The 19,961-nt window shown below is 64.9% G+C and carries 21 protein-coding genes; 11 read left to right on the forward strand and 10 right to left on the reverse strand.

The annotated features are described in order from the left end of the window. Positions 1-18 precede the first annotated feature (18 nt). On the forward strand, positions 19-1,281 hold the full coding sequence (locus NLM32_RS29750) for a beta-lactamase family protein (RefSeq protein ID WP_254132320.1): 1,263 nt from the start codon (positions 19-21) through the stop codon (positions 1,279-1,281). Here the strand turns inward: NLM32_RS29750 and NLM32_RS29755 are convergent. Together NLM32_RS29755 and NLM32_RS29760 are read right to left on the reverse strand one after the other, a co-directional pair. After that, entirely contained in the window at positions 1,267-3,729 is a 2,463-nt protein-coding gene (locus NLM32_RS29755; protein WP_254132321.1) for a bifunctional diguanylate cyclase/phosphodiesterase, read from the reverse strand. The two genes, NLM32_RS29750 and NLM32_RS29755, sit on opposite strands and share 15 nt — an antisense overlap. 191 nt (positions 3,730-3,920) lie before the next feature. Then, positions 3,921-4,781 carry a LysR family transcriptional regulator gene (locus NLM32_RS29760; protein WP_254132322.1) on the reverse strand — a complete coding sequence of 287 codons (861 nt, stop codon included), beginning with the start codon at positions 4,779-4,781 and terminating at the stop codon, positions 3,921-3,923. A gap of 118 nt (positions 4,782-4,899) precedes the next feature. Here NLM32_RS29760 and NLM32_RS29765 point away from each other — a divergent pair, with 118 nt between their 5' ends. Continuing rightward, a complete protein-coding gene (locus tag NLM32_RS29765) occupies positions 4,900-5,892 on the forward strand; it encodes a zinc-dependent alcohol dehydrogenase family protein (protein ID WP_254132323.1) in 993 nt (330 codons plus the stop codon). A gap of 65 nt (positions 5,893-5,957) precedes the next feature. Here the strand turns inward: NLM32_RS29765 and NLM32_RS29770 are convergent, their stop codons facing one another. Both NLM32_RS29770 and NLM32_RS29775 read right to left on the reverse strand, forming a co-directional pair. After that, positions 5,958-6,152, reverse strand: a complete 195-nt coding sequence (locus NLM32_RS29770; protein ID WP_254132324.1) for a hypothetical protein — start codon at positions 6,150-6,152, stop codon at positions 5,958-5,960. 291 nt (positions 6,153-6,443) lie between these two features. Then, positions 6,444-7,427 (reverse strand): aldo/keto reductase, encoded by a 984-nt coding sequence (locus NLM32_RS29775; RefSeq protein WP_254132325.1) that lies wholly within the window; start codon positions 7,425-7,427, stop codon positions 6,444-6,446. Between the two features lie 103 nt (positions 7,428-7,530). Between NLM32_RS29775 and NLM32_RS29780 the strand changes: the two genes are divergently transcribed. Continuing rightward, a complete protein-coding gene (locus NLM32_RS29780; protein WP_254132326.1) occupies positions 7,531-8,424 on the forward strand; it encodes a LysR family transcriptional regulator in 894 nt (297 codons plus the stop codon). Positions 8,425-8,582: 158 nt separating this feature from the next. On the opposite strand, the gene NLM32_RS29785 is transcribed toward NLM32_RS29780, so the two are convergent. Continuing rightward, entirely contained in the window at positions 8,583-9,659 is a 1,077-nt protein-coding gene (locus tag NLM32_RS29785; protein WP_254132327.1) for a hypothetical protein, read from the reverse strand. A 243-nt stretch (positions 9,660-9,902) separates the two neighbouring features. On the opposite strand from NLM32_RS29785, the gene NLM32_RS29790 reads away from it, so the two are divergent. Beyond that, entirely contained in the window at positions 9,903-10,931 is a 1,029-nt protein-coding gene (locus tag NLM32_RS29790) for a patatin-like phospholipase family protein (protein ID WP_254132328.1), read from the forward strand. Between the two features lie 21 nt (positions 10,932-10,952). On the opposite strand, the gene NLM32_RS29795 is transcribed toward NLM32_RS29790, so the two are convergent. Together NLM32_RS29795 and NLM32_RS29800 are read right to left on the reverse strand one after the other, a co-directional pair. Then, positions 10,953-11,381, reverse strand: coding sequence for a CBS domain-containing protein (locus tag NLM32_RS29795; protein WP_254132329.1), 429 nt, complete (start codon positions 11,379-11,381; stop codon positions 10,953-10,955). Between the two features lie 188 nt (positions 11,382-11,569). Next, positions 11,570-12,379 (reverse strand): rhomboid family intramembrane serine protease, encoded by an 810-nt coding sequence (locus NLM32_RS29800; RefSeq protein ID WP_254132330.1) that lies wholly within the window; start codon positions 12,377-12,379, stop codon positions 11,570-11,572. 453 nt (positions 12,380-12,832) lie between these two features. Here NLM32_RS29800 and NLM32_RS29805 point away from each other — a divergent pair, with 453 nt between their 5' ends. Both NLM32_RS29805 and NLM32_RS29810 read left to right on the forward strand, forming a co-directional pair. Beyond that, positions 12,833-13,387: a PAS domain-containing protein gene (locus tag NLM32_RS29805; protein ID WP_254132331.1), complete on the forward strand. Its 555-nt coding sequence runs from the start codon at positions 12,833-12,835 to the stop codon at positions 13,385-13,387. Between the two features lie 64 nt (positions 13,388-13,451). After that, positions 13,452-13,880, forward strand: a complete 429-nt coding sequence (locus tag NLM32_RS29810) for a cupin domain-containing protein (protein ID WP_254132332.1) — start codon at positions 13,452-13,454, stop codon at positions 13,878-13,880. 56 nt (positions 13,881-13,936) lie between these two features. Here NLM32_RS29810 and NLM32_RS29815 read toward each other — a convergent pair whose 3' ends face one another. After that, positions 13,937-14,326 carry a hypothetical protein gene (locus NLM32_RS29815; RefSeq protein WP_254132333.1) on the reverse strand — a complete coding sequence of 130 codons (390 nt, stop codon included), beginning with the start codon at positions 14,324-14,326 and terminating at the stop codon, positions 13,937-13,939. A 143-nt stretch (positions 14,327-14,469) separates the two neighbouring features. Between NLM32_RS29815 and NLM32_RS29820 the strand changes: the two genes are divergently transcribed. After that, entirely contained in the window at positions 14,470-14,973 is a 504-nt protein-coding gene (locus tag NLM32_RS29820; RefSeq protein ID WP_254132334.1) for a GNAT family N-acetyltransferase, read from the forward strand. Between the two features lie 126 nt (positions 14,974-15,099). Continuing rightward, complete coding sequence (locus NLM32_RS29825) at positions 15,100-15,450, forward strand: hypothetical protein (protein WP_254132335.1); 351 nt, start codon at positions 15,100-15,102, stop codon at positions 15,448-15,450. 78 nt (positions 15,451-15,528) lie between these two features. On the opposite strand, the gene NLM32_RS29830 is transcribed toward NLM32_RS29825, so the two are convergent. Next, positions 15,529-17,538 carry a DEAD/DEAH box helicase gene (locus tag NLM32_RS29830; protein WP_254132336.1) on the reverse strand — a complete coding sequence of 670 codons (2,010 nt, stop codon included), beginning with the start codon at positions 17,536-17,538 and terminating at the stop codon, positions 15,529-15,531. A 307-nt stretch (positions 17,539-17,845) separates the two neighbouring features. Here NLM32_RS29830 and NLM32_RS29835 point away from each other — a divergent pair, with 307 nt between their 5' ends. The 3 genes from NLM32_RS29835 (at position 17,846) to NLM32_RS29845 (ending at position 19,319) form a co-directional block, all read left to right on the forward strand. Then, the gene (locus tag NLM32_RS29835) at positions 17,846-18,367 is read left to right on the forward strand and encodes a hypothetical protein (protein WP_254132337.1); all 522 of its coding nucleotides are present in this window, start codon (positions 17,846-17,848) and stop codon (positions 18,365-18,367) included. 115 nt (positions 18,368-18,482) lie between these two features. Beyond that, positions 18,483-18,848, forward strand: a complete 366-nt coding sequence (locus tag NLM32_RS29840; protein ID WP_254132338.1) for a nuclear transport factor 2 family protein — start codon at positions 18,483-18,485, stop codon at positions 18,846-18,848. A 117-nt stretch (positions 18,849-18,965) separates the two neighbouring features. After that, positions 18,966-19,319, forward strand: a complete 354-nt coding sequence (locus NLM32_RS29845; RefSeq protein ID WP_254132339.1) for a cupin domain-containing protein — start codon at positions 18,966-18,968, stop codon at positions 19,317-19,319. An 11-nt stretch (positions 19,320-19,330) separates the two neighbouring features. Here the strand turns inward: NLM32_RS29845 and NLM32_RS29850 are convergent, their stop codons facing one another. Next, entirely contained in the window at positions 19,331-19,843 is a 513-nt protein-coding gene (locus tag NLM32_RS29850) for a hypothetical protein (RefSeq protein ID WP_254132340.1), read from the reverse strand. Positions 19,844-19,961 lie beyond the last annotated feature (118 nt).

The following is a 19,961-nucleotide window of genomic DNA, read 5'->3' on the forward strand; positions in this document are numbered from 1 at the left end:
GCTTGGGAGGAAGCCCGGATGAAGCGTCGTGAATTCTTGGTCGGAGCCGCGATGCTGGCCGGCTCGATGGCGCAAGGCCGCGCCGCCGCCAACATCCCGGCCCCGTCGCCTGACGGACTCGACCGCATCACCGACTATTTTGACAACGAGGTGACGACCGGCCGGCTGCCGGGCGCCATCGTTCTGGTGCAGCAGCACGGCAAGGAGGTCTATCGCAAGACCTTCGGCGTACGCGACACCAGGACGGGCCTCGCGATGACGCCCGACACGATCTTCTCGATCCACTCGATGACCAAGCCGATCACGTGCCTTGGCGCGATGATGCTGATCGACGAAGGCAAGCTCGCGCTCACCGACCCCTTGTCGAAATACATTCCTCTCTTTGCCGACACCCAGGTCGGCATCGAGCCGGATGGCACCTCGAAACTCGGACTGGAGCCGCCGAACCGCCCCGTCAACATCGAGGATCTGCTGCGGCAGACCTCGGGTATCAGCTACGACTACATCGGTGCCCCCTGGGTCATGGAGGTCTATCAGGCCGCCAATATTTTCGAGGGCCCGTTCAACAACAGGCAATTCGCCGACCGCATCGCCAAGCTGCCGCTGACCCGTCAGCCCGGGACATTGTGGCGCTACGGCCATTCCACCGACGTGCTCGGCGCCGTCATCGAGATCATCTCGGGCCAGACGCTGTACCATTTCCTCAAGCAACGCATCCTCGATCCGCTCGGCATGACCAGCACCAAATTCGTGCTGACGACGCCGGAGGAGCGCACGCGGATGGCGCGGCCGCTGCCGAACGACCCGATCCTGCTCGCCGGCGAGCGGGACCGCCTCGCCCATCCCGAATGGGAATCCGGCGGTGGAGGCCTGCTCTCGACCATCACCGACTATCAGCGCTTCTCGCAGATGCTGCTCAACGGCGGCGAGTTCGAGGGCAAGCGTTACCTCAGCCCGGCGACCTTCAAGGCGATGACGACCGACCACGTCGGTCCCGGCTCCGGCGTCGGCCGCGACTATTTCTATTTCCCCGGCGATGGTTTTGGCTATGGCTACGGCATCGGCGTACGCACCGATCCCGGCAACGCAAAGCCGCCGCCGGCAGGTTCGATCGGCGAATTGAAATGGGACAGCGGCAGCGGCACCTATTTCGGCGTCGATCCGAAGCTCGACATGGTCTACGTCCTGATGCAGCAGACCCAGAACGAGCGCGGCCGCATCACGCCTGCGTTCAAGGCCCTGGTCTACGATTGCTACCCCGACGAGTTACGCCGCCCGTGAGGCGCGCTGGCCGAAATCGGCCAACAGCTTTGCGATGTCGGCAGCCGGCCGCGCCGCGCTGAACAGAAAACCCTGCACCTCGTTGCAGCCTTCGGCGCGCAGCCAGTCGAGCTGGTCCTCGGTCTCGACACCTTCCGCGGTCGTGGTGATATTGAGGCTGCGCCCAAGGCCGGAGATCGCACGCACGATCGCGCCGCAATCGGGCCGCTGCGCCAGATCCTTCACGAAGGAGCGGTCGATCTTGATCTTGTCGAACGGGAAGCTGCGGAGATAGCTCAGGCTGGAATAGCCGGTGCCGAAATCATCCATGGAGATGCTCACGCCGAGCTCGCGCAATTGATGCAGGATCGCGAGATTGGCATCGGTCTCGGCCAGGAAGATCGACTCGGTGATTTCGAGCTCGAGCCGCTTCGGCGACAGGCCGGACTGCGCGAGCGCCGAGATCACGACCTGAACCAGGTTGCGGCTGCGGAATTGCGCGGGCGACAGATTGACCGCGACCTTGACGTCGGCTGGCCACTTCACCGCTTCGGCGCAGGCCTCGCGCAACACCCACTCGCCGAGCTGGGTGATCAGGCCGATATCCTCCGCGACCGGAATGAACTCCGCCGGCGAGATCATGCCCTTGTCGGGATGACGCCAGCGCAGCAGCGACTCGAAGCCTGAGATGCGGTCGGAAGCGATCGACACCAGCGGCTGGTAGTGCAGCTCGAACTCGCCATTGGCGAACGCACGACGCAGGTCGAGCTCCATGTCGCGACGCTTCTGCGCCTGCAGATCCATCTCGCGCTCGAAGAAATGATGCACGCCGCCGCCGTCGGATTTCGCCCGATACAGCGCCATGTCGGCGTTGCGCATCAACTCCTCCGAGGTCACGCCGTCGCCCGGCGACAGCGCGATGCCGATGCTGGCGCCGATCACCATCTCCTGGCCATCGATGTCGTAGGGCGCTTTCAGCATGTCGATCAGCAGGGCCGCACAGGCGCTGGCCTCGTTCGGCGAGACCTCGGCCGCCAGGATCACGGCGAACTCGTCGCCGCCGAGCCTTGCTACGAGGTTGACGCCGCGGACCACGGTGGAGAGGCGTTGGGCCACCTCCTTGAGCAGACGGTCGCCCGCCGGATGCCCGAAGGAGTCGTTGATGTTCTTGAACAGGTCGAGGTCGATATAGAGCACGCCGACACGCTTGCCTGCGGCCTGATCGAGTGCCTGCTTCAGGCGCTCCTGGAAATATTCACGGTTCGGCAGATCGGTGAGCCCGTCATGGTGGGCCATATGCGCGATCCGTGCCTCGGCCTTGCGCCGTTCGGTGATGTCGACGACCGCGACCAGGTAGCCGTCGCGATCGTCGAAGGTGACGCGGCGGCCGAAGGTCAGCACCTCGATCTCGCTGCCGTCTGCGCGCAGATGCCGCCAGTTGCGCGAGGAATGATAGGTGTCGCCGATCCGCTCGAGCGCCTCGGCATGGCTGTCCCATTCGTCCTGCGGCCAGATCTCGGGCAACGTCATGCGCAGGAACGCAGCGCGGCTGTAGCCGTAATGCTGGACCGCGGCATCGTTGACGCCAAGGAACTGCTTGGTCTCGGCGTCGAACACCCACATCGGCATCGGGTTATTGTCGAACAGCAGGCGGAACGAGGCGTCGCGGCGCTTCAGCGCAGTGACATCGGAGATCGTCAGCGAGACCACGTCGGCGAAGGCCGTGGCGCTGAACCGGAGGTATCGACCCTCGTGCTCGATCTCGAGCTGCTCGCCGCGGCCGCCGGAGACGGCCTTGAGCAGAAAATGCATGATCTCGGGCGAAGCCAGCAGCGTGCGGCCCTCGCCGATCCGCCGCCAGAGCAGGCTTCCGCTCGCGACCTTCAGCAGCAGGCCCGCGCTCTTGTTGTGGTGCACGACCTGCAGATCGAACGGCGCGCCGTTGGCGTCGCGCAGGGTCGCCAGCGACACCACCGCGTCATCGGTCGACGAGAAGATCGCGTCGAGCAGATTATATTGCGCGCCGCGTTCGTTGACGTAGGCGCCGACCAGCGTCGCGCCCCAGCGCGAGGCCGTCGGCAATGCCAGCACATCGTAGGTCCGGACCATGCCGTCGCGCACGCAATGGGCGCTGGCCTGGTGCGGCTGTCCGTTCTTGAGCGCGCTTGCCACCGCTTCCGACAACGCGGTGGCGCAGTCCGGCGACAGCTCAGCGACCGGAATGTCCCAGCGCTCCTCGCCGAGCCATTTCTGCACGTAGCGTCCGCTGCGCGAGAGTTCGAGCGCGCCATCACCCTTGAGCAACGCGATATGGTCGGCCAGCCGTCCGAGGCTGCCGAGCATCACGTCCTCATAACGCGGCAGCCGGTCACCCGGCTTCAACGCGGCACGCCATTTGCGCTGAAGCACCGGGATGTCGTCAAACATTTCGGTGACCGGTTTGCCCGGTATCTTCTTCGCGGCACTCATTGTAGTCCCCAACGCACTTTCCCACCGCATCCAATGCAAGCCCGCTTAATGGCATGTAAAAAGGCCGCAGCCGCGGTTCCATTTTAGCGATTATGACAGTTTTAAGTCGCGCCTTGGTTAGTGCGCGTTAGAGACTATGACGGTCGCTTAAAATGCGATGCGTCGCCACGTCGTCATTGCTTCGTCCGAGGCTACGGCCGCGCTTCTGCCAGTTTCTCGATCACCAGATCCAGCAACGCCCGCAAACGCGCCAAACGCCTGAGATCGCGGTGATAGCCGACATAGGTGTCGCGACCGGGCGGGCTGGCGCCGATGTCGAGCGCGACCAGGCGGCGATCGCGATCACCAAGTGGACGTGGCAGCACAGCAAGGCCGCCACCACCGGCGCAGAGCTCGGCCTGCGCCTGGCGGTTGTTGCTGCGTGAGGCGATCTCCGCCTTCGGCAGCGTGCGCTTCAGCCAGACCGCGTCGGGCATATCGGAAAATTCGGCGTTCATGGTCACGATGCGGACGCCGCTGCCGTCACCGGCACGCGGCGGCTTGCTGCCCTTCTTGCCGTAGAGCCCGTAGGGAATGTGGAGCAGTTTCCTGGAAATGACCTCGGGCTCATCGAAAGGCTTGATGCGAAACACCAGATCGGCTTCGCGCCGCGGCAGGCTGTAGAGCCGCGCATCGGTGAGGAGCTCGACGACCACCTTGGGATGGCGTTTGCCGAAGGCCGCAATCACCGGCGACAGCATCACCGTGCCGAACCAGTCCGACGAGGACAGGCGCAAAGTCCCGTCGAGCTGCGTCTCCGTGCCCGTCGCCTGCCGTTGAAGCGCGATCGCCTCCTCCTCGATCCGCTCGGCATGCGCCAGCACGGCCGTGCCTTCATCGGTGAGGACAAAGCCGTCGGCGGTGCGCTGGAACAGCGTCTGCCCGAGCGCCTGTTCCAGCGCACGCAGCCGCCGCCCCATGGTCGGCTGGGTCTGGCCGATTTTTCGCGCGGCAGCGCCGAGCGTGCCCTCGCGCGCAATCGCCAGGAAGATGCGCAGATCGCCCCACTCCATCGGAGTTCCCCCGATCAAAACCTGGTCATTCAAAAATGCACGATCATCGTACATCCTTGTTCGTTCCCATGCAAAAAATCATGGGCATATTGGAGGGCGACAACGGAGCAAGACGATCATGACGAGACAATCGACAATGCGCGCAGGCGTGCTGGAGACCCATAACGCGCCCTTGCGCATCTCCACCATCTCAACGCCCGAGATCGGCCCCCGCGAGGTGCTGGTGCGGGTGCGCGCAAGCGGGGTCAATCCGCTCGACACCAAGATCCATGCGGGCGCCGCCGCCCATGCCCGCCATCCGCTGCCCGCGATCCCCGGCATCGATCTCGCCGGCATTGTCGAGCAGGCCGGCCGCGAGGTCTCGCGGTTCAAGGCTGGCGACGAAGTCTATGGCATGACCGGCGGGGTCGGCGGCGTGCAGGGGTCGCTCGCCGAATTCGCCGCAGTCGATGCCGACCTGCTGGCGCTCAAGCCGGCCAATCTCAACATGCGCGAGGCCGCCGCGCTCCCCCTGATCTTCATCACGGCGTGGGAAGGCCTGATCGACCGGGCTGGCCTCAAGGCCGGACAGAAGGTCCTGATCCATGGCGGCGCAGGCGGCGTCGGCCATGTCGCGATCCAGATCGCGCGCGCGTTCGGCGCGGAGGTGTTCGCGACCGGCTCGGCGTCCCAGCGCGCGACGATCGAAAGCTTTGGCGCTGCATTCATCGACCGCGATACCACGGTTGAGGCCTACGTCGGCGAACACACCGGCGGCCGCGGCTTCGACATCGTCTACGATACCGTCGGCGGCAAGGTGCTCGATGCGTCCTTTGCGGCGGTGCGCCGCTTCGGTCATGTCGTGAGCGCGCTCGGCTGGGGCACGCATGCGCTGGCGCCGCTGTCGTTCCGCGCCGCCACCTATTCCGGCGTGTTCACGCTGCTGCCGCTGCTCTCCGGCGAAGGCCGCGGGCATCACGGGGAGATCATGGCGGAAGCCACGCGGCTCGCCGAGGCCGGCAAGCTGGTGCCGCTGCTCGATGCCAGGCGCTTCACGATGGAGAGCGTTGGCGAGGCCTATGCGCTGATCCGGGACCATGCCGCCAAGGGCAAGCTGGTGGTCGATATCTGAGGGCGCGAACTCTTGTAGCCCGGATCCAGCGAAGCGAAATCCGGGCAACCAAGCTTCACGCGCCCCTAATCCTCGCTCGACGCCGTGAAGCGGTTGCGCAAATGGGCCTGCGACAACAGGAAGAACAGCGCGCGCTCGCCATAATATTTAGCGGACGGCCGCGAACGTTCGAAGCCGTCGGCAAATATCTTGCCGGACTGGTCGCAGACCTGCCACCGCCAACCGAACCGTTTGCGTCTGGTGAGGATCACTTCGAACATGCCGACGAGTTTGCCCCTGCTCCTTGCCGGTCGCGCAAGCCCACAAGGCTGCGCCGGCCTCCCCCATTGGACGGATGCCCGACATATAACCCAGCAGGAAGGAAAGCGAATTAAATTGATTATCGGAAATACGTATCCTGCACCGGTATGACGAAGTCGCAACGCGCCTGGAATAAGCGGGTGCCGCCGGTGTTTTTAATGCCTTCGCGGCAGAGCTTGGTAGCGCTTACAGCGATACACAGGGGAGAAATGTCCGGTAAGCGAACGCTCACCGGGCATTCACAACAAATGTTAGCGGCCGACCCGCGCCTGAAGATGTGCGGGGTAACGGTCGCCTTGCACCGTCACATTGGCCAGCTCCCCCAGAATCGCAGCGAGATCCGCAGTCGTTAGTGTCACCGCAGCCGCGCCGAGATTTTCCGCGAGCCGGTGCAGCTTGGTGGTGCCGGGTATCGGCACGATCCAGGGCTTCTGTGCGAGCAGCCAGGCCAGCGCGATCTGTGCAGGAGTCACATTTCGCGCTGCGGCGAGCTCGCCGAGCAGATCGACCAGCGCCCGATTAGCTTTGCGTGCGCTCGATGAGAAGCGCGGCACGATATTGCGGAAATCGCTGCTGTCGAACGCCGTGCTCTCGTTGATCGCGCCGGTCAGAAAGCCCTTGCCGAGCGGGCTGAACGGAACGAAGCCGATGCCGAGCTCCTCCAGCGTCGGCAAGATCTCCTGCTCCGGCTCACGCCACCACAGCGAATACTCGCTTTGCAGTGCGGTGACGGGCTGCACCGCGTGGGCACGACGGATGCTCGAGGCGCCCGCCTCGGACAGGCCGAAATGCAGCACCTTGCCCTCGCGGATCAAATCCTTGACCGCGCCGGCGATATCCTCGATCGGCACCGCCGGATCGACGCGATGCTGATAGAACAGATCGATGCGGTCGGTCCTGAGCCGCTTCAACGCAGCCTCCGCCACCGCCTTGACGTTGGCGGGAGAGCTGTCGAGCCCGGCGTCGACCTTGCCGCCCTTGAAGCCGAACTTGGTGGCGATCACCGCCTTGTCGCGGAACGGCGCTAGCGCCTCGCCCACCAGCTCCTCGTTGACGAAGGGGCCATAGGCCTCGGCGGTGTCGAAGAACGTCACGCCGCGTTCGAACGCCGTCCGGATCAGTGTGATTGCTTGTGACGTCTCGGTCGCGGGGCCGTAGCCGTAACTCAGTCCCATGCAGCCGAGGCCGAGGGCCGAGACCTCGAGACCACTCTTGCCCAGTTTGCGCGTCTGCATTGCTGCTCTCCTCTAGAGATCAATTTCGGCAGCAAATTTAGGCCGCGCGCGGGCCTGCGATTAGGTGATAAAATCGGCATGTACTCATGATCTGGACTCATGAATGGCCCGCACCAACACCAACGATCTGCTCGCCTTTCTCGCCGTCGCGCGCGAACGCAGCTTTACCCGCGCAGCCGCCCAGATCGGCGTGTCGCAATCGGCGCTCAGCCACACCGTGCGCGCGCTGGAGGAGCGGCTGGGCTTGAGGCTTCTCACCCGCACCACCCGCAGCGTCGCGCCAACGGAGGCCGGCGAACGGCTGCTCCGAACCATCGGGCCACGGTTCGACGAGATCGATGCCGAACTGTCAGCGCTCACCGCGCTGCGCGCCACACCTGCCGGCACGGTCCGCATCACCACGGGCGAACACGCGGCGCAGACGATCCTGTGGCCGGCGCTGGCAAAACTCTTGCCGCGCTATCCCGACATCAAGGTCGAGCTCGTCGTCGACTATGGCCTCACCGACATCGTCGCAGAGCGTTACGACGCCGGCGTCCGTCTCGGCGAGCAGGTCGCCAGGGACATGATCGCGGTGCGGATCGGGCCGGAGATGCGGATGGCCGTGGTCGGCGCGCCCGCCTATTTCGCCGCGCGCGGCAGGCCGAAGCGGCCGCAGGATCTCACCGAGCACAATTGCATCAACCTGCGCCTGCCGACCTATGGCGGGATCTATGCCTGGGAGTTCGAGAAGCGCGGCCGCGTCATGAAGGTACGCGTCGACGGCCAGCTCGTGTTCAATACCGGCCTGCTCAGGATGAATGCCGTGGTGGCGGGGCTCGGCCTCGCCTACATCCCGGAAGATCTCGTCAAGCGCGAGATCGCCGACGGCCGGCTAATCCGCGTGCTCGCCGACTGGTGCGCGCCGTTCGCCGGCTATCACCTGTATTACCCCAGCCGGCGGCAGCCGACGCCGGCGTTTGCGGTGCTGGTGGAGGCGCTGAGATACCGGAAGTGAGGGAGCACGCTCTCGTGCCCCGGACGCAGCGCAGCGTCGCTTCGACGGTGCGCTGCTGAGCCGGGGCCCACGTCTCCGCATTGTGCCGTGTTGCTTCCTGGGTCCCGGCTCTGCGGAGCGTCACTTCGTGCCGCACCGCGTCCGGGACACGAGCAAGGTTAGCGCGCGACGACTTCGACTTCGCCGTCGACGCCGTTGACGACGTTGAAACCGCGCTCGTAGACCTTGCCCTCGTTCTTGGCGATGGCGCGGTACTCGCCTTCGGAGAGCACGACGCGCGGGAAGGCGCCGATCGATTCCTTGATGACGTCGCCACCCGGGGTCAGCACCGACCAGGCGGTGTTGGCGAGCGCCTCACCGCCCTTGTCGCTGACGAGCTTGAGAGTGATCACGGCGGCGCGGTGGGTGATGGTGACGTCGGTCAACTTGCCGGCCTGGACGCGGATATCCGAGCGCACTACCGAGTTGGCGTCGCCATAGTTGGAGATGATGTAGTAGGTGCCCTCCGGCAGCAGCACCACGTCGCCGGCGGCGACGTTCGGCACCAGCGAGGCACGCTCGCCGGACTCGAACTGGCTGCCTTTGTAGATCGCGAACGAGATCTGGTTCAGCGGAATGCGGCTGGTGCCGACGCGGCCCTCGATGCGCAGGCCGCCGGCCGGCAGCACGAAGGATTCGCGATCGGTCTCTGCCTTCAGGCTGACGGTGCGCACCGCGCTGACGAGGCCGAAGGCGACGTGCACGACATAATTGCCCGGCGGCAGCACGATGTTGGGCGTCGCACTGCGATCCTCGCGGATCAGCTTGAAGGTGCCGTTCTCGTCGGGACGATCGGCGAACACCCGCCACACCAGGCCGCTGCTGATCGCCGGCGTGTCCTTGCCGTATTTGGCGCTCAGCGACAGCACGGCCTGTCCGGGTGCGGCCGCATTGAGGGGGGCTGCCGGCGGAACGCTCGTCACCGCGGGCGGCGGCATGCTGGGCGTATTCGGCTGTGTCAGGGTCGGCGGCAGGCTCGGCGGGGGACCGGCGCCTGGACCGGAGGGCGGCGCCAGGCTGACGGCCCCGCCGGGATCGGGCACCGAAGCCGGAGGTACCGGCGGCGGCCGATCCGAAAAAAGCTGCGCTTGGGCGGCAGTCTGGCCGAGAACGACAAGGCACGCGGCAAGGACAAGCGCCGGCAGCAGCCTGCCGCCGCGCCGCCATCCGATGATGCCGTCACCCCCGAGAGTCATGCTCTCTGCTTTTCACCGAAAACGCGGCAAATTCAAGCCTCTGAAACCCCAAGAACTACGGCCTCAAGGCATTCTTTGGAACCCGGTTGACGCCTGCGTGATTACATCAGAGGCAACCGGCCCCCGCCACACTCCTGGCCCCTGCGTCCCAAACGCTATAAACCAAGCTTTGCCGTCTTTCTGGCGAAGCGGAAGCGCGGCGCCTACTCTGGAGTGAGGACGGCCCGGAGTAGGAGAGTTTCGGTGCTGGAAATCTTGAGAGGTCGCGGCGTGAACGGCGCGAACGGAGAAAAAGTCGGCCTCGGCAGCATCCGCCGGCCCGTCATTGGCCTGGCGCTGGGCGGCGGCGCGGCGCGCGGTTTTGCCCATATCGGTATCATGAGGACGCTGCTGGCCAACGGCATCGTACCCGATGTCGTGGTCGGCACCTCGATCGGCGCGGTGGTCGGCGGCCTCCATGCGGCCGGCCGCCTCGATACGCTCGAAGAGTGGGGTCGCAGCCTGCAAGGCATGCGCAACATCCTCGGCTATCTCGACATCCGTCTCGACGGCTCCGGCCTGATCGGAGGCGAGAAGCTCGCCATCCGGCTTGAGAAGGCGGTCGGCCCAACCCTGATCGAAGACCTTCCGGTCAAGTTCGCGAGCGTCGCGACCGAGGTCCGCACCGGCCACGAGATCTGGCTGACTCGGGGACGCCTGGTCGAGGCGATGCGCGCCTCCTATGCGCTGCCCGGCATCTTCTCGCCGGTGATGATCGGCGACCGCTGGCTGGTCGACGGCGCGCTAGTGAACCCGGTGCCGGTTTCGGCGGCGCGGGCGCTCGGCGCCGAAATCGTCATCGCCGTCAATCTGTCCACCGACGTCTTCACCCATTCGACGACGATCTACCAGCACGGTGCGGTGCCCGCGCCGGTCGCCCAAGTGACCGAGGAGGCCCCGGCCAAACGGCGCTTTCCGCGCTTCTTCTCGGCGGAGAAAACCGTCAAGCGCGAGTTCTTCGGCAGCGCCGGACGTCCCGGCATCTCCTCGGTGATGATCGACGCCTTCAACATCATGCAGGACCGCATCACCCGCGCGCGGCTTGCCGGCGATCCGCCGGACCTCCTGATCACGCCACGAGTCGGCCAATTCGGCTGGTTCGACTTCCATCGTGCCGAGGAGCTGATCGCGCACGGTACCCGCGCCGCCGAACGCGCGCTGGAGTCGATTCAGGAGACGATCGACGTGCTGGCGCCGGCGCCCGAAGGCACCGCGCCCAAAGCGATCGAGTAAGCCCGCGGCGCCTAAGCCCGCTCAGGCCGTCTTGATGTAGTCGCGCAGGGCTTCCTGCTCGGACTCGTATTCCTGGACCCGGCGCTTGACGATGTCGCCGATCGAGATCAGCCCGACCACCTTGCCGTTTTCGACGACGGGCAGATGGCGGAACTTGCCGGTGGTCATCATCTCCATGAGTTCGGCAACCGTGTCGGTCTCCTTGCAGGTGACGACCTTTCGGGTCATGACCTGAGACACCGGCTCTTCCAGCACACCCGCACCGCGCTCGCCAAGCACACGAACGATATCGCGCTCCGACAGGATGCCCTCGAGCCGGCTCTGGTTCATCACCAGCACCGCGCCGATCTTCTTCTCGGCAAGCAGCTTGACCGCGGCAGCCAGCGTCGCGTCGGGCTCGACGCTCATGATCTGGTGGCCCTTGGTATTGAGAATGGAACGTATTGTCATTGTCGCCTCCCTGAATCGAATCCGTCCGCTTGGCGCGGTTTGGACTTGTTCGCGAGTCTTCAACTAACAGTTTCGGCGCCGGTTTCACGTTCAGGCGCTTTGCGAAGCGCAGCTTCTATGAGCTTGCTGCTTCGGAACATTCTTCCAGCGAATGATGGATGAATTCGGGCCGCGCCGCAAGCGCCGCGTCAAATACCGTCCGAAATGTCCTGTGATGACGCATCCGCAGCATCATCGTTTCGCACGCGCGGCACGGGATCGAACAGCGCGAACAGCAACAGCCCAGCGAAGAAGCCACCGATATGCGCTTCCCAAGCGACACCCGCGCTGTCGCTTTCGACACCGATGGCGCCGACGCCAAAGACGATGTTCATCACGAACCAAACGCTCAGGAAGCCGACGATCCGCCGGTCGCGCAGTGCCTGCAACAGCGGCAGTGCCGGAACCTTGGCGGCGGTATCGGCGTCCGAACGGCTGAACGACAGGAAGCTGCCACGCACAAAGGCAAACCGGATCGCCGCCGCCATCGCGCCCGACACCGAGGCTGAGGCGCCGATCATCGGCACCACCGCGTGCTCATGGGTGACGAGATGGGCGAGCGCGCCGGCAGCCGCCGTCACCGCCAGGAACACGAAGAAGCGCACCGCGCCAAAGCGCCGCGCCAGCGCACTGCCGAACGGCAGCAGCCACAGCACGTTGAAGGCGAGATGGGTGAGATTGGCATGCAGCAGCGAATAGGTGACGAAGGTCCAGACCTTGGCACCGGCGCCGCCCTCAAACTGCAAATTGACCAGCGAGGAATCGTAGCGCTTCGGGATGAAGCCGAACACGTCGATGGTCCAGTTCTCCAGCTCCGGCGGCAGCAACACCCGCAGATGGATCACCGCCAGCAGGACGACATAGGCCGTCAGCGGCCAGGGCAGCGTCAGGATCGGCTCGCGCGGGGCCTCTTCGGCGACGACCGGCTGGTCTGACGGTGGTTCTAGCGGGGAATCCAAGGCGGTTCGCTTTCAGGCGCGATCGAAGCAAGAAACTTGGAGATAGTCGCCTTTACCGGCCTTGCGCAAGTGCACAAAAGGAAAAGGCAGGGCCCTGGGAATGCCCTGCCTGTCCGTGTCGATCTTCCTGACACTGCAGAGGAACAAGGCGTATCCCCACCCCTCCCCGCGGCCAGTGACCAAACTGTTTGACGCCCGTGTACAGGCCTCGCCGAGAACCTGGAAGAAAGCGGCGAAGCTTGCGACCGCGATGACCTTAGCAGCCGCGCGGCCGAGCGAAAGCGCATAGTTAATTTAACGTTAACGACGCAAAGACGGCCCGCACGAGGCCAAAAACGCTCCCACGGCATGGACGCTGCAATTCCCCTCCTGCACAACAACACAGGGATCTCAGGTGCACTGAAGCGGGACAGATTTGTCCCATGAGGTTGCGCCGAGGGGTGAGCGTCAGTCATGAAACATCCATCGAGCCGCGCGTTCTTCGCGTATTGGGACAAGAAGCGCGGCGGCGCGCGAGCGCCTGACCGAGCCGATATCGATCCCGCCGCCGTGCGAGAATTGCTCGGCGACATCTTCGTCCTGTCCTGCGAGCCGAAGCTCGGCTTCCCCTTCCGCGTTGCCGGCACCCGTGTCTGTGCGCTCGCAGGCTGCGATCTCAAGGACCAGAGCTTTGCGGCGATGTTCACCGAGGCCAGCCGCCGCGAGATCGAGGAAATCACCACCATCGTCGCCGACGAGACGTTAGGTGCCATCGCCGGTCTCACGGCTACGCGCGAGGACGGCAGCAAGGCCCATCTCGAACTGCTGCTGCTACCTTTCAACGCTCGCCCGCACACGCCGGTCAGCGTCACCGGCGTGCTCGCGCCGTTCGACGACGAATGCGGCGCGCTCGGCCCGTTCACCGTCACCTCCTGGCGCTATCTGCACCAGCCGGAGAAATTGTTGCCGCGCGCGATCCGAAAATTGCAGATCGCACGCGGGCTGATGGTGTATGAGGGGCTGCGGTAGCTTTCGTTTCGACGTGAGCGAGCGCCGCAGCTTCGATGCAGCCCCCTCACCTGGACGAAGAACCATGTCCGACATCATCAATTTCGGCGCGCTCGCGCTCCGCTTCCTGCACAGCAAGGATGACACCGGCGGCAGCGTCGACATCTTCGAAATGACGTTGCAGCCGAATGCGCGGATGCCGATCCCGCATTATCACGATCGCTGGGACGAAACGATCTACGGGCTGTCCGGCGTCTCGACCTGGACGATCGACGGCAAGCAGAACAACGTTGCCCCCGGAGAATCGGTCTTCATCAAGCGCGGCATCGTGCACGGCTTTACCAACCGCTCCACGGAGCCGGCGACCTGCCTGTGCATCTTGAGTCCCGGGGTATTGGGCCCGCAATATTTTGCGGAGATGGCCGCGCTGCTGTCGGCCGGCGCGCCACCCAATCCCACAAGGATGAAAGAGACGATGCTGCGCTACGGTCTGGTGCCGGCGCCGCCTGCGTAAAACCCGCGATGCGAGGACAGGCTGCATGGTACAACCCGCCCCGCGCGTGAGATCGCTTACGGCATCGCCAGATGCCAGGCACCGTTCAGGAAGCCGTCGCCGGTGACATCACCGGGCTTGGTGTCCTTGGCGAAGGTGTAGAGCGGCTTGCCCTTGTGGGCCCACTGCTTGGAGCCATCGTCGCGGGTGATGATGGTATAGCCGTCGCCGGCGGCGTCGCTGGCCTCGGCCTTCAGCGCCGGCCAGTTTGTCGCACACGGGCCGTTGCAGGCCGACTTGCCGTCCATGTCCTTGTCGAAGGTGTAGAGCGACATGCCCTTGGCGTCGGTGAGCACGTTGCCCTTGTCGGTCTTGCCGGTCTTGGTCGGCGGCGCCGCGAAGGCGGCCGAGGTCATCGCGAGCGTTGCGGCGAGCGTCAGCGCGAGGCGGATCGAGGATGTCGTCATGGTCTCTCCTGTCATGCAATTGGCTTGCACGAGGTAGGACGCCGCGCGACAACTCATATTCCTGAGACGGCAGCAAAGATATTTTTGGCTGCGCACATCAGCGCGGCGGAATAAATCGCGATGGTTGATACGGAACAAGCAAGATGAGCAAGCCGCACTGGCGCCGCGCGCACGCCGGCGACCTCGCCGCGATCAGCGCGATCGCAGCGCGCATTCATCCCGATCTCCCCGAGCGCCCGGACGTGTTCGCGGAAAAGATGCGGCTTTATCCGGATGGCTGTTGCGTGCTCGCTGCAGGCGACGAGATCGCAGGCTACGGCCTCGCGCATCCCTGGATGCAGCAACAGATTCCACCGCTCGACGGATTCCTCGAGCGATTGCCCGATGCTGCAGACTGTCTCTATGTGCACGATGTCGCCGTGCTGCCCGACTTCCGCGGCGGCACGACGCGCGCTTATGTCGCGGAGATCGAACAGCTCGCGCGATCATCAGGCATCACGACGTTTGCGCTGGTCTCGGTCTACACCACGCGACCGCTGTGGGAGCATCTCGGCTTCCGAGGCGTCGTGCCGGATGCGGCGCTGCGCGACAAACTCTCGTCCTACGGCGCGGGCGCGACCTACATGCTACGCGAGCTCGCCCAATAGCCGCCCCCTCCGCGCAGTCGGCCTCACGCGGGCGTGAAGCCGATCCCCGAACCGATTTCCACCAGCCGTCGTCGAAGACCTGTGCGAGCCCTTCCGGTCTCGCCGAACAGAGGCTGGAGAACTCCCATGAAACTCACATTGCCTGGCGTGGCGTTGATTGCACTCGCGGCGACGACCGCGTTCACCGCAACCAGCGCCAACGCGCTGCAGCTCCGCACCTATCGCTGCGACGTTCCCTTCTTCGAAAGCTGCGGCGTCATCAACCTCCAACCGCAGCCCCCTGCACCGCCCCCCATCACCCGCCGCAACCGCGATACGTCGCCGACCTACATGAAGCAGATCGATTCGCGTTACAGCTCCGCGATGAATAACGCCGGCGGAGGCGGTGGTGGCGGCGGCGGTGGCGGTGGTGGCGGCGGCGGTGGCGGTGGCGGCGGAGGCGGTGGTGGTGGTGGTGGTGGTGGCGGAGGTCGCTGAGCTCACACTTTGCTTTTCAGATGATGTCGCCGGCGCAACCCGGCGGCATCATCGCTGTCTGCGCTGACGGTCGGCCGCTCAGCCGCGGTGCTTCTTCTTGTTCTTCTTCCCGGCAGCACCCGGCCATTCGGTGACGGACGGCGCATATTTGGCGTCACCCGATTTGTTTCCGAATTTCTTGTTCTTCTTCCCAAACGCCGGCTTGCCGAATTTGTCGCCGTCGTGAGGCTTACCGTGGGGCTTGGCCTGCGGCTTACCCTGGTGCCTGGCTTCCGGCTTTCCGCGCGGCCTGTCGTGAGGCTTCGGCCCCTTCGCATTCCAGGGATCGTCACTGCGGCGGACAACATGATCGTCGTCCCCTTCATCGCGCTGCGGAGCGCGTGAGCGCTTCTCCGCAGGCGCCTGCTCTTGCGGCGCGCCCGTCATCGGCTCGATGCGGATGCTGTCTTCCTTGTCCGGACGCTTGACCTTGGCGGCGAAGGACTCGGCGACACGCTCGGAGATCTCGAACTCGGTGGTGGTGTCCGAGATCTTGATCGCGCCGATGTCGCGCTTGTCGATGCCGCCACGGCGGCAGATCATCGGCAACAGCCAGCGCGCTTCCGCATTCTTGCGGCGGCCGATGGCAGCGCGGAACCAGACCGTGGGCTCCGCCATCACATGCTTTTTCCCCGATTTGGCGCGAGGCCTCTCGGACCGGTCGTCGTCACGCGGCCTTCGATCGTCGCGCGATGTGCGATCGTCACGATGACGCTCATCGCGCGGCCGGCTGCTTCGCTCACCGGGATCGATGATGTCTTCAGGCGACGGCAGTCGCGCCCGATAGAGCCGCGCCAGCGCTGCGGCGATATCCTCGGCCGACCGCTCGGCCAGCAGGGCCTTCGCCAGCTCCAGATCGTCGGCGGTCGTCTCTTCGGTGAACAAGACGTCCTTCATGCGCTCATGATCGAGCTTGCGGATCTCATCCGCCTGCGGCGCCGTGCCCCAGACCGCATCGGTGCCCGAGAGATTGAGCAGCAGCTCCGCGCGACGCCGTCGCGCGGGCGGCACCAGGAGGACGCTTGTCCCCTTGCGGCCCGCGCGCCCGGTTCGGCCGGAGCGATGCTGCATCACCTCGGGGTCGTTCGGCAGGTCGGCATGAATGACGAGGTCGAGGCTCGGCAGATCGATACCGCGGGCGGCAACGTCGGTCGCGACGCAAACGCGGGCGCGCCCGTCCCGGAGCGACTGGAGCGCCAGAGTGCGCTCGTTCTGCGTCAACTCGCCTGACAGAGCGACCACGGAGAAACCGCGCTCCAGCAGCGCCGCCTGCAAGTGCCTGACGGCATCGCGCGTGTTGCAGAACACCAGCGCGCTCGGCGCCTCGTAGAAGCGCAGCACGTTGACGGCCGCATGCTCGACATCGCCGGGAGCGACGCGGATGGCGCGATACTCGATGTCGGCGTGACCGCCCTCGTCGCCGGCGACCTCGATCCGGAACGCGTCCTGCTGGTACTGTTTTGCCAGTGCCACGATGCCGCGCGGGAACGTCGCCGAGAACAGCAGCGTGCGGCGCGTCTCCGGCGTGGTCTCGAGGATGAACTCCATGTCCTCGCGAAAGCCGAGATTGAGCATCTCGTCGGCCTCGTCGAGAACGACGACCTTCAATTCCGAGATGTCGAGCCGGCCGCGACGCAAATGATCGCACAGGCGGCCGGGCGTGCCGACGACGATGTGGGCGCCGGCGGCAAGCTCGCGCTGCTCGCGGCGCGGGTCCATGCCGCCGACGCAGGAGACGACGCGCGCGCGCGCTTGCGCATAGAGCCATGTCAGCTCGCGCTGGACCTGCAAGGCGAGCTCGCGGGTCGGCGCGACGATCAAGGCCAGAGGTGCTCCGGCCTGCTCGAACTGCTCGGCACCATCGAGCAAATCCTTGGCCATGGCCAAACCGTAAGCGACGGTCTTGCCCGAGCCGGTCTGGGCCGACACCAGGAGGTCGCGGTCGACCGCATCCTCGCCGAGCACGGCGAGCTGAACGGGGGTCGGGGAATCGTAATTGCGCTCAGCCAAGGCACGGGCGAGCGGCGGGGTCAGGGCCGGAAAGGACACGGAATGGAAAACCTTGGTTGGTCCGGGGGCGCGGAACGGAAAGCCGAGGGGCCCGACGCTACAGTCACTGCAGAAGGCCCGGTCACACCCATGATGATTTTGATTTGGACGCTCTTTACGCCAGAAGCGGCCAAATCACCATGGCTTTGATGCATGGCATTGGCGACAGGGTGAACACGGCCGGGATGCTCAGCCCCGCATTTTTGGCGCGCTTTAGCCCCTTCAGCGCACTTTTGGGCCGGAACGGCGGATTTTTGCGGTCATCTCGCCTAGATTGCGCGCGGTCGGGCGTACCAGGGATGCATGAATGACCTCGGCGGGCGAACGTCAGTGCGGCGACTGCACGCTCTGCTGCAAGGTCATGGCGATCGAGGCGCTCGCCAAGCCGGCCGGCAGCTGGTGCGCGCACTGCAAGCCCGGCCGCGGTTGCGCGATCTACGCCGACCGGCCTGCCGAATGTAAGGAATTCGCCTGCCTCTGGCTCGTCAACGAGCTCCTCGACGAGCGCTGGAAGCCGAGCCGCTCGAAGCTGGTCGTGACCACGTCGGACGACGGCGTCGAGATCCGCTGCGACCCGGGCTCTCCCAACGCCTGGCGCAAGGAGCCTTACGCCACCGATATCCGCACCTGGGCCGTCGAAGGCGAGCACAACGACATGACGGTGCTCGTGATCATCGGCCAGCGCATGATTTTGGTCACGCCGGAGCACGAGTTCGATCTCGGCATTGTGGGGCCGGATCAACGTATCGTCCGTGAGCTGGAGGGCACGAAAGTGGTGGGCGTAACGGTAAGCGACGTGACAACCGCGTGCAGCCACGACCAGGACTAAATGCTGTGGCCGAGTGAGCATCCTTCGGTCGACACCGAACCATCAGATCGGCCCATTGCGCTAGGCTCCGGACAATCGCGGCAATCGATGCGAGCATGCGAAGAGGTGAACACAGATGCCCGACAACAAGACAGCCGAGGCCGCTTTGGCGGATCTCAATCGCAACTATGTCCGCGCCGTTGACGAGGCCGATGTCGCCTGGTTCGACGCCAATCTCGCCGTTGACTTTCGCAACACCAACCCGGACGGCACACTGATCGACCGGTCGGCATTCCTGGTGCAGATCGGCCGCGGCTCGACGGTACGCGACATTCGCGAGCACGACGTGATCATCCGCGTGCTCGGCGACTTTGCCATCATTCACGCGCGCACCAGCTATCGTAAGCCGGACGGCAGCGAAGGTGCAGGCCGGTACACGGACGATTGGCAGTTCCGGGACGGACGTTGGCAGTGCGTCTCTGCTCACGTGTCACGCGCATGAACGAGAGGACCGCGGCCGATGCCCGTCGCTCCGCCGCTGTCACGCGGATGGATGCCGGGCTTGCCATATCGGTCATCCGATCCCAAATCGGGGCTCACGAGACTCATGGGGTGAAATATGGCCGACAGCATATCGCTTGCCGACAAGCTCGCGACCTTTCAAGATTTCTGGTCGCCGCGCACGGTCACGACCTTCAACGATTGCGACGTGATGGTGGTGAAGGTGAAGGGAGAGTTCACCTGGCACAAGCACGACGACACCGACGATTTCTTTCTCGTGCTGAAGGGCACGCTCGACATCGAGTTGCGGGACCGCACCGTGACGCTCGGACCGGGCGAGCTCTATGTGGTGCCCAAGGGTGTCGAACACCGCCCGGTGGCCCGCGAGGAGGTTCACCTGATGCTCATTGAGCCCTCGGGCACGCCGAACACAGGCGACAAGGCCACCGCGGCAGCGCGCAAGCTCGCGTAGCAAGTGCGGTGCTAATCCCTTGAGGCCACCAGCCTGCTGACACCGCCGGCCAGCCTTGCCTTGGTCCGCACCACAAAATCTTTTGCCGCACGGCTCAAGGCGCGGATGGCGCGCCAGGCCTCGGTCGCCTGCAGCCATGCCTTCATCTCGGAAAACTTCCCGTAGACCCAGGCGAACGCCGGAATTCGCATCAGCTTGTCGCGCGTGAGGTGGAACAGGCGCTCGACCAGCACGAGCTTGAGCAGCTCGCAACCGATGAACGCCGCAACACCGCTCAGGAACTGCCCGGTCGCGACGAGGTACGCCGCCACCGGCTTGATCGGCTCCAGGATGATCACGGGCACGGAGAACAGCGCGAGCGACGGATAAGGCGGCAGCGACTTGATCCAGGCGCGCAGCCGCTTGAATTCGAAATGCCGCGAAAGCCAGCGCGAGATCGGCCGCGCCACGGCCATGAACATCGCATCCACCAGAAAGTAGATGGCAGCCAGGATGTAGGTGATGGGCTTCAGGATTCGCTTCACAATAACTCTCCCGCGAACTGAAAGCCGGAACCTTGGCCTAAGTTTCACCGCGACGTGAATAAGTCGCGGATTCCCTGTGGAACTTTTGGGGCAGTTGCCCTGCCCTGATTTAGATCTC

The organism is Bradyrhizobium sp. CCGUVB14, assembly GCF_024199935.1.
GTDB lineage: Bacteria > Pseudomonadota > Alphaproteobacteria > Rhizobiales > Xanthobacteraceae > Bradyrhizobium.

Coding starts and splice junctions, on each gene's coding strand:
- NLM32_RS29775 (WP_254132325.1), bottom strand. CDS start 7,427: ATGCAGACGCGCAAACTGGGCAAGAGTGGTCTCGAGGTCTCGGCCCTC.
- NLM32_RS29825 (WP_254132335.1), top strand. CDS start 15,100: ATGAAACTCACATTGCCTGGCGTGGCGTTGATTGCACTCGCGGCGACG.
- NLM32_RS29835 (WP_254132337.1), top strand. CDS start 17,846: ATGACCTCGGCGGGCGAACGTCAGTGCGGCGACTGCACGCTCTGCTGC.
- NLM32_RS29815 (WP_254132333.1), bottom strand. CDS start 14,326: ATGACGACATCCTCGATCCGCCTCGCGCTGACGCTCGCCGCAACGCTC.
- NLM32_RS29755 (WP_254132321.1), bottom strand. CDS start 3,729: ATGAGTGCCGCGAAGAAGATACCGGGCAAACCGGTCACCGAAATGTTT.
- NLM32_RS29765 (WP_254132323.1), top strand. CDS start 4,900: ATGACGAGACAATCGACAATGCGCGCAGGCGTGCTGGAGACCCATAAC.
- NLM32_RS29780 (WP_254132326.1), top strand. CDS start 7,531: ATGGCCCGCACCAACACCAACGATCTGCTCGCCTTTCTCGCCGTCGCG.
- NLM32_RS29820 (WP_254132334.1), top strand. CDS start 14,470: ATGAGCAAGCCGCACTGGCGCCGCGCGCACGCCGGCGACCTCGCCGCG.
- NLM32_RS29760 (WP_254132322.1), bottom strand. CDS start 4,781: ATGGAGTGGGGCGATCTGCGCATCTTCCTGGCGATTGCGCGCGAGGGC.
- NLM32_RS29845 (WP_254132339.1), top strand. CDS start 18,966: ATGGCCGACAGCATATCGCTTGCCGACAAGCTCGCGACCTTTCAAGAT.
- NLM32_RS29795 (WP_254132329.1), bottom strand. CDS start 11,381: ATGACAATACGTTCCATTCTCAATACCAAGGGCCACCAGATCATGAGC.
- NLM32_RS29810 (WP_254132332.1), top strand. CDS start 13,452: ATGTCCGACATCATCAATTTCGGCGCGCTCGCGCTCCGCTTCCTGCAC.
- NLM32_RS29785 (WP_254132327.1), bottom strand. CDS start 9,659: ATGACTCTCGGGGGTGACGGCATCATCGGATGGCGGCGCGGCGGCAGG.
- NLM32_RS29750 (WP_254132320.1), top strand. CDS start 19: ATGAAGCGTCGTGAATTCTTGGTCGGAGCCGCGATGCTGGCCGGCTCG.
- NLM32_RS29770 (WP_254132324.1), bottom strand. CDS start 6,152: ATGTTCGAAGTGATCCTCACCAGACGCAAACGGTTCGGTTGGCGGTGG.
- NLM32_RS29805 (WP_254132331.1), top strand. CDS start 12,833: ATGAAACATCCATCGAGCCGCGCGTTCTTCGCGTATTGGGACAAGAAG.
- NLM32_RS29840 (WP_254132338.1), top strand. CDS start 18,483: ATGCCCGACAACAAGACAGCCGAGGCCGCTTTGGCGGATCTCAATCGC.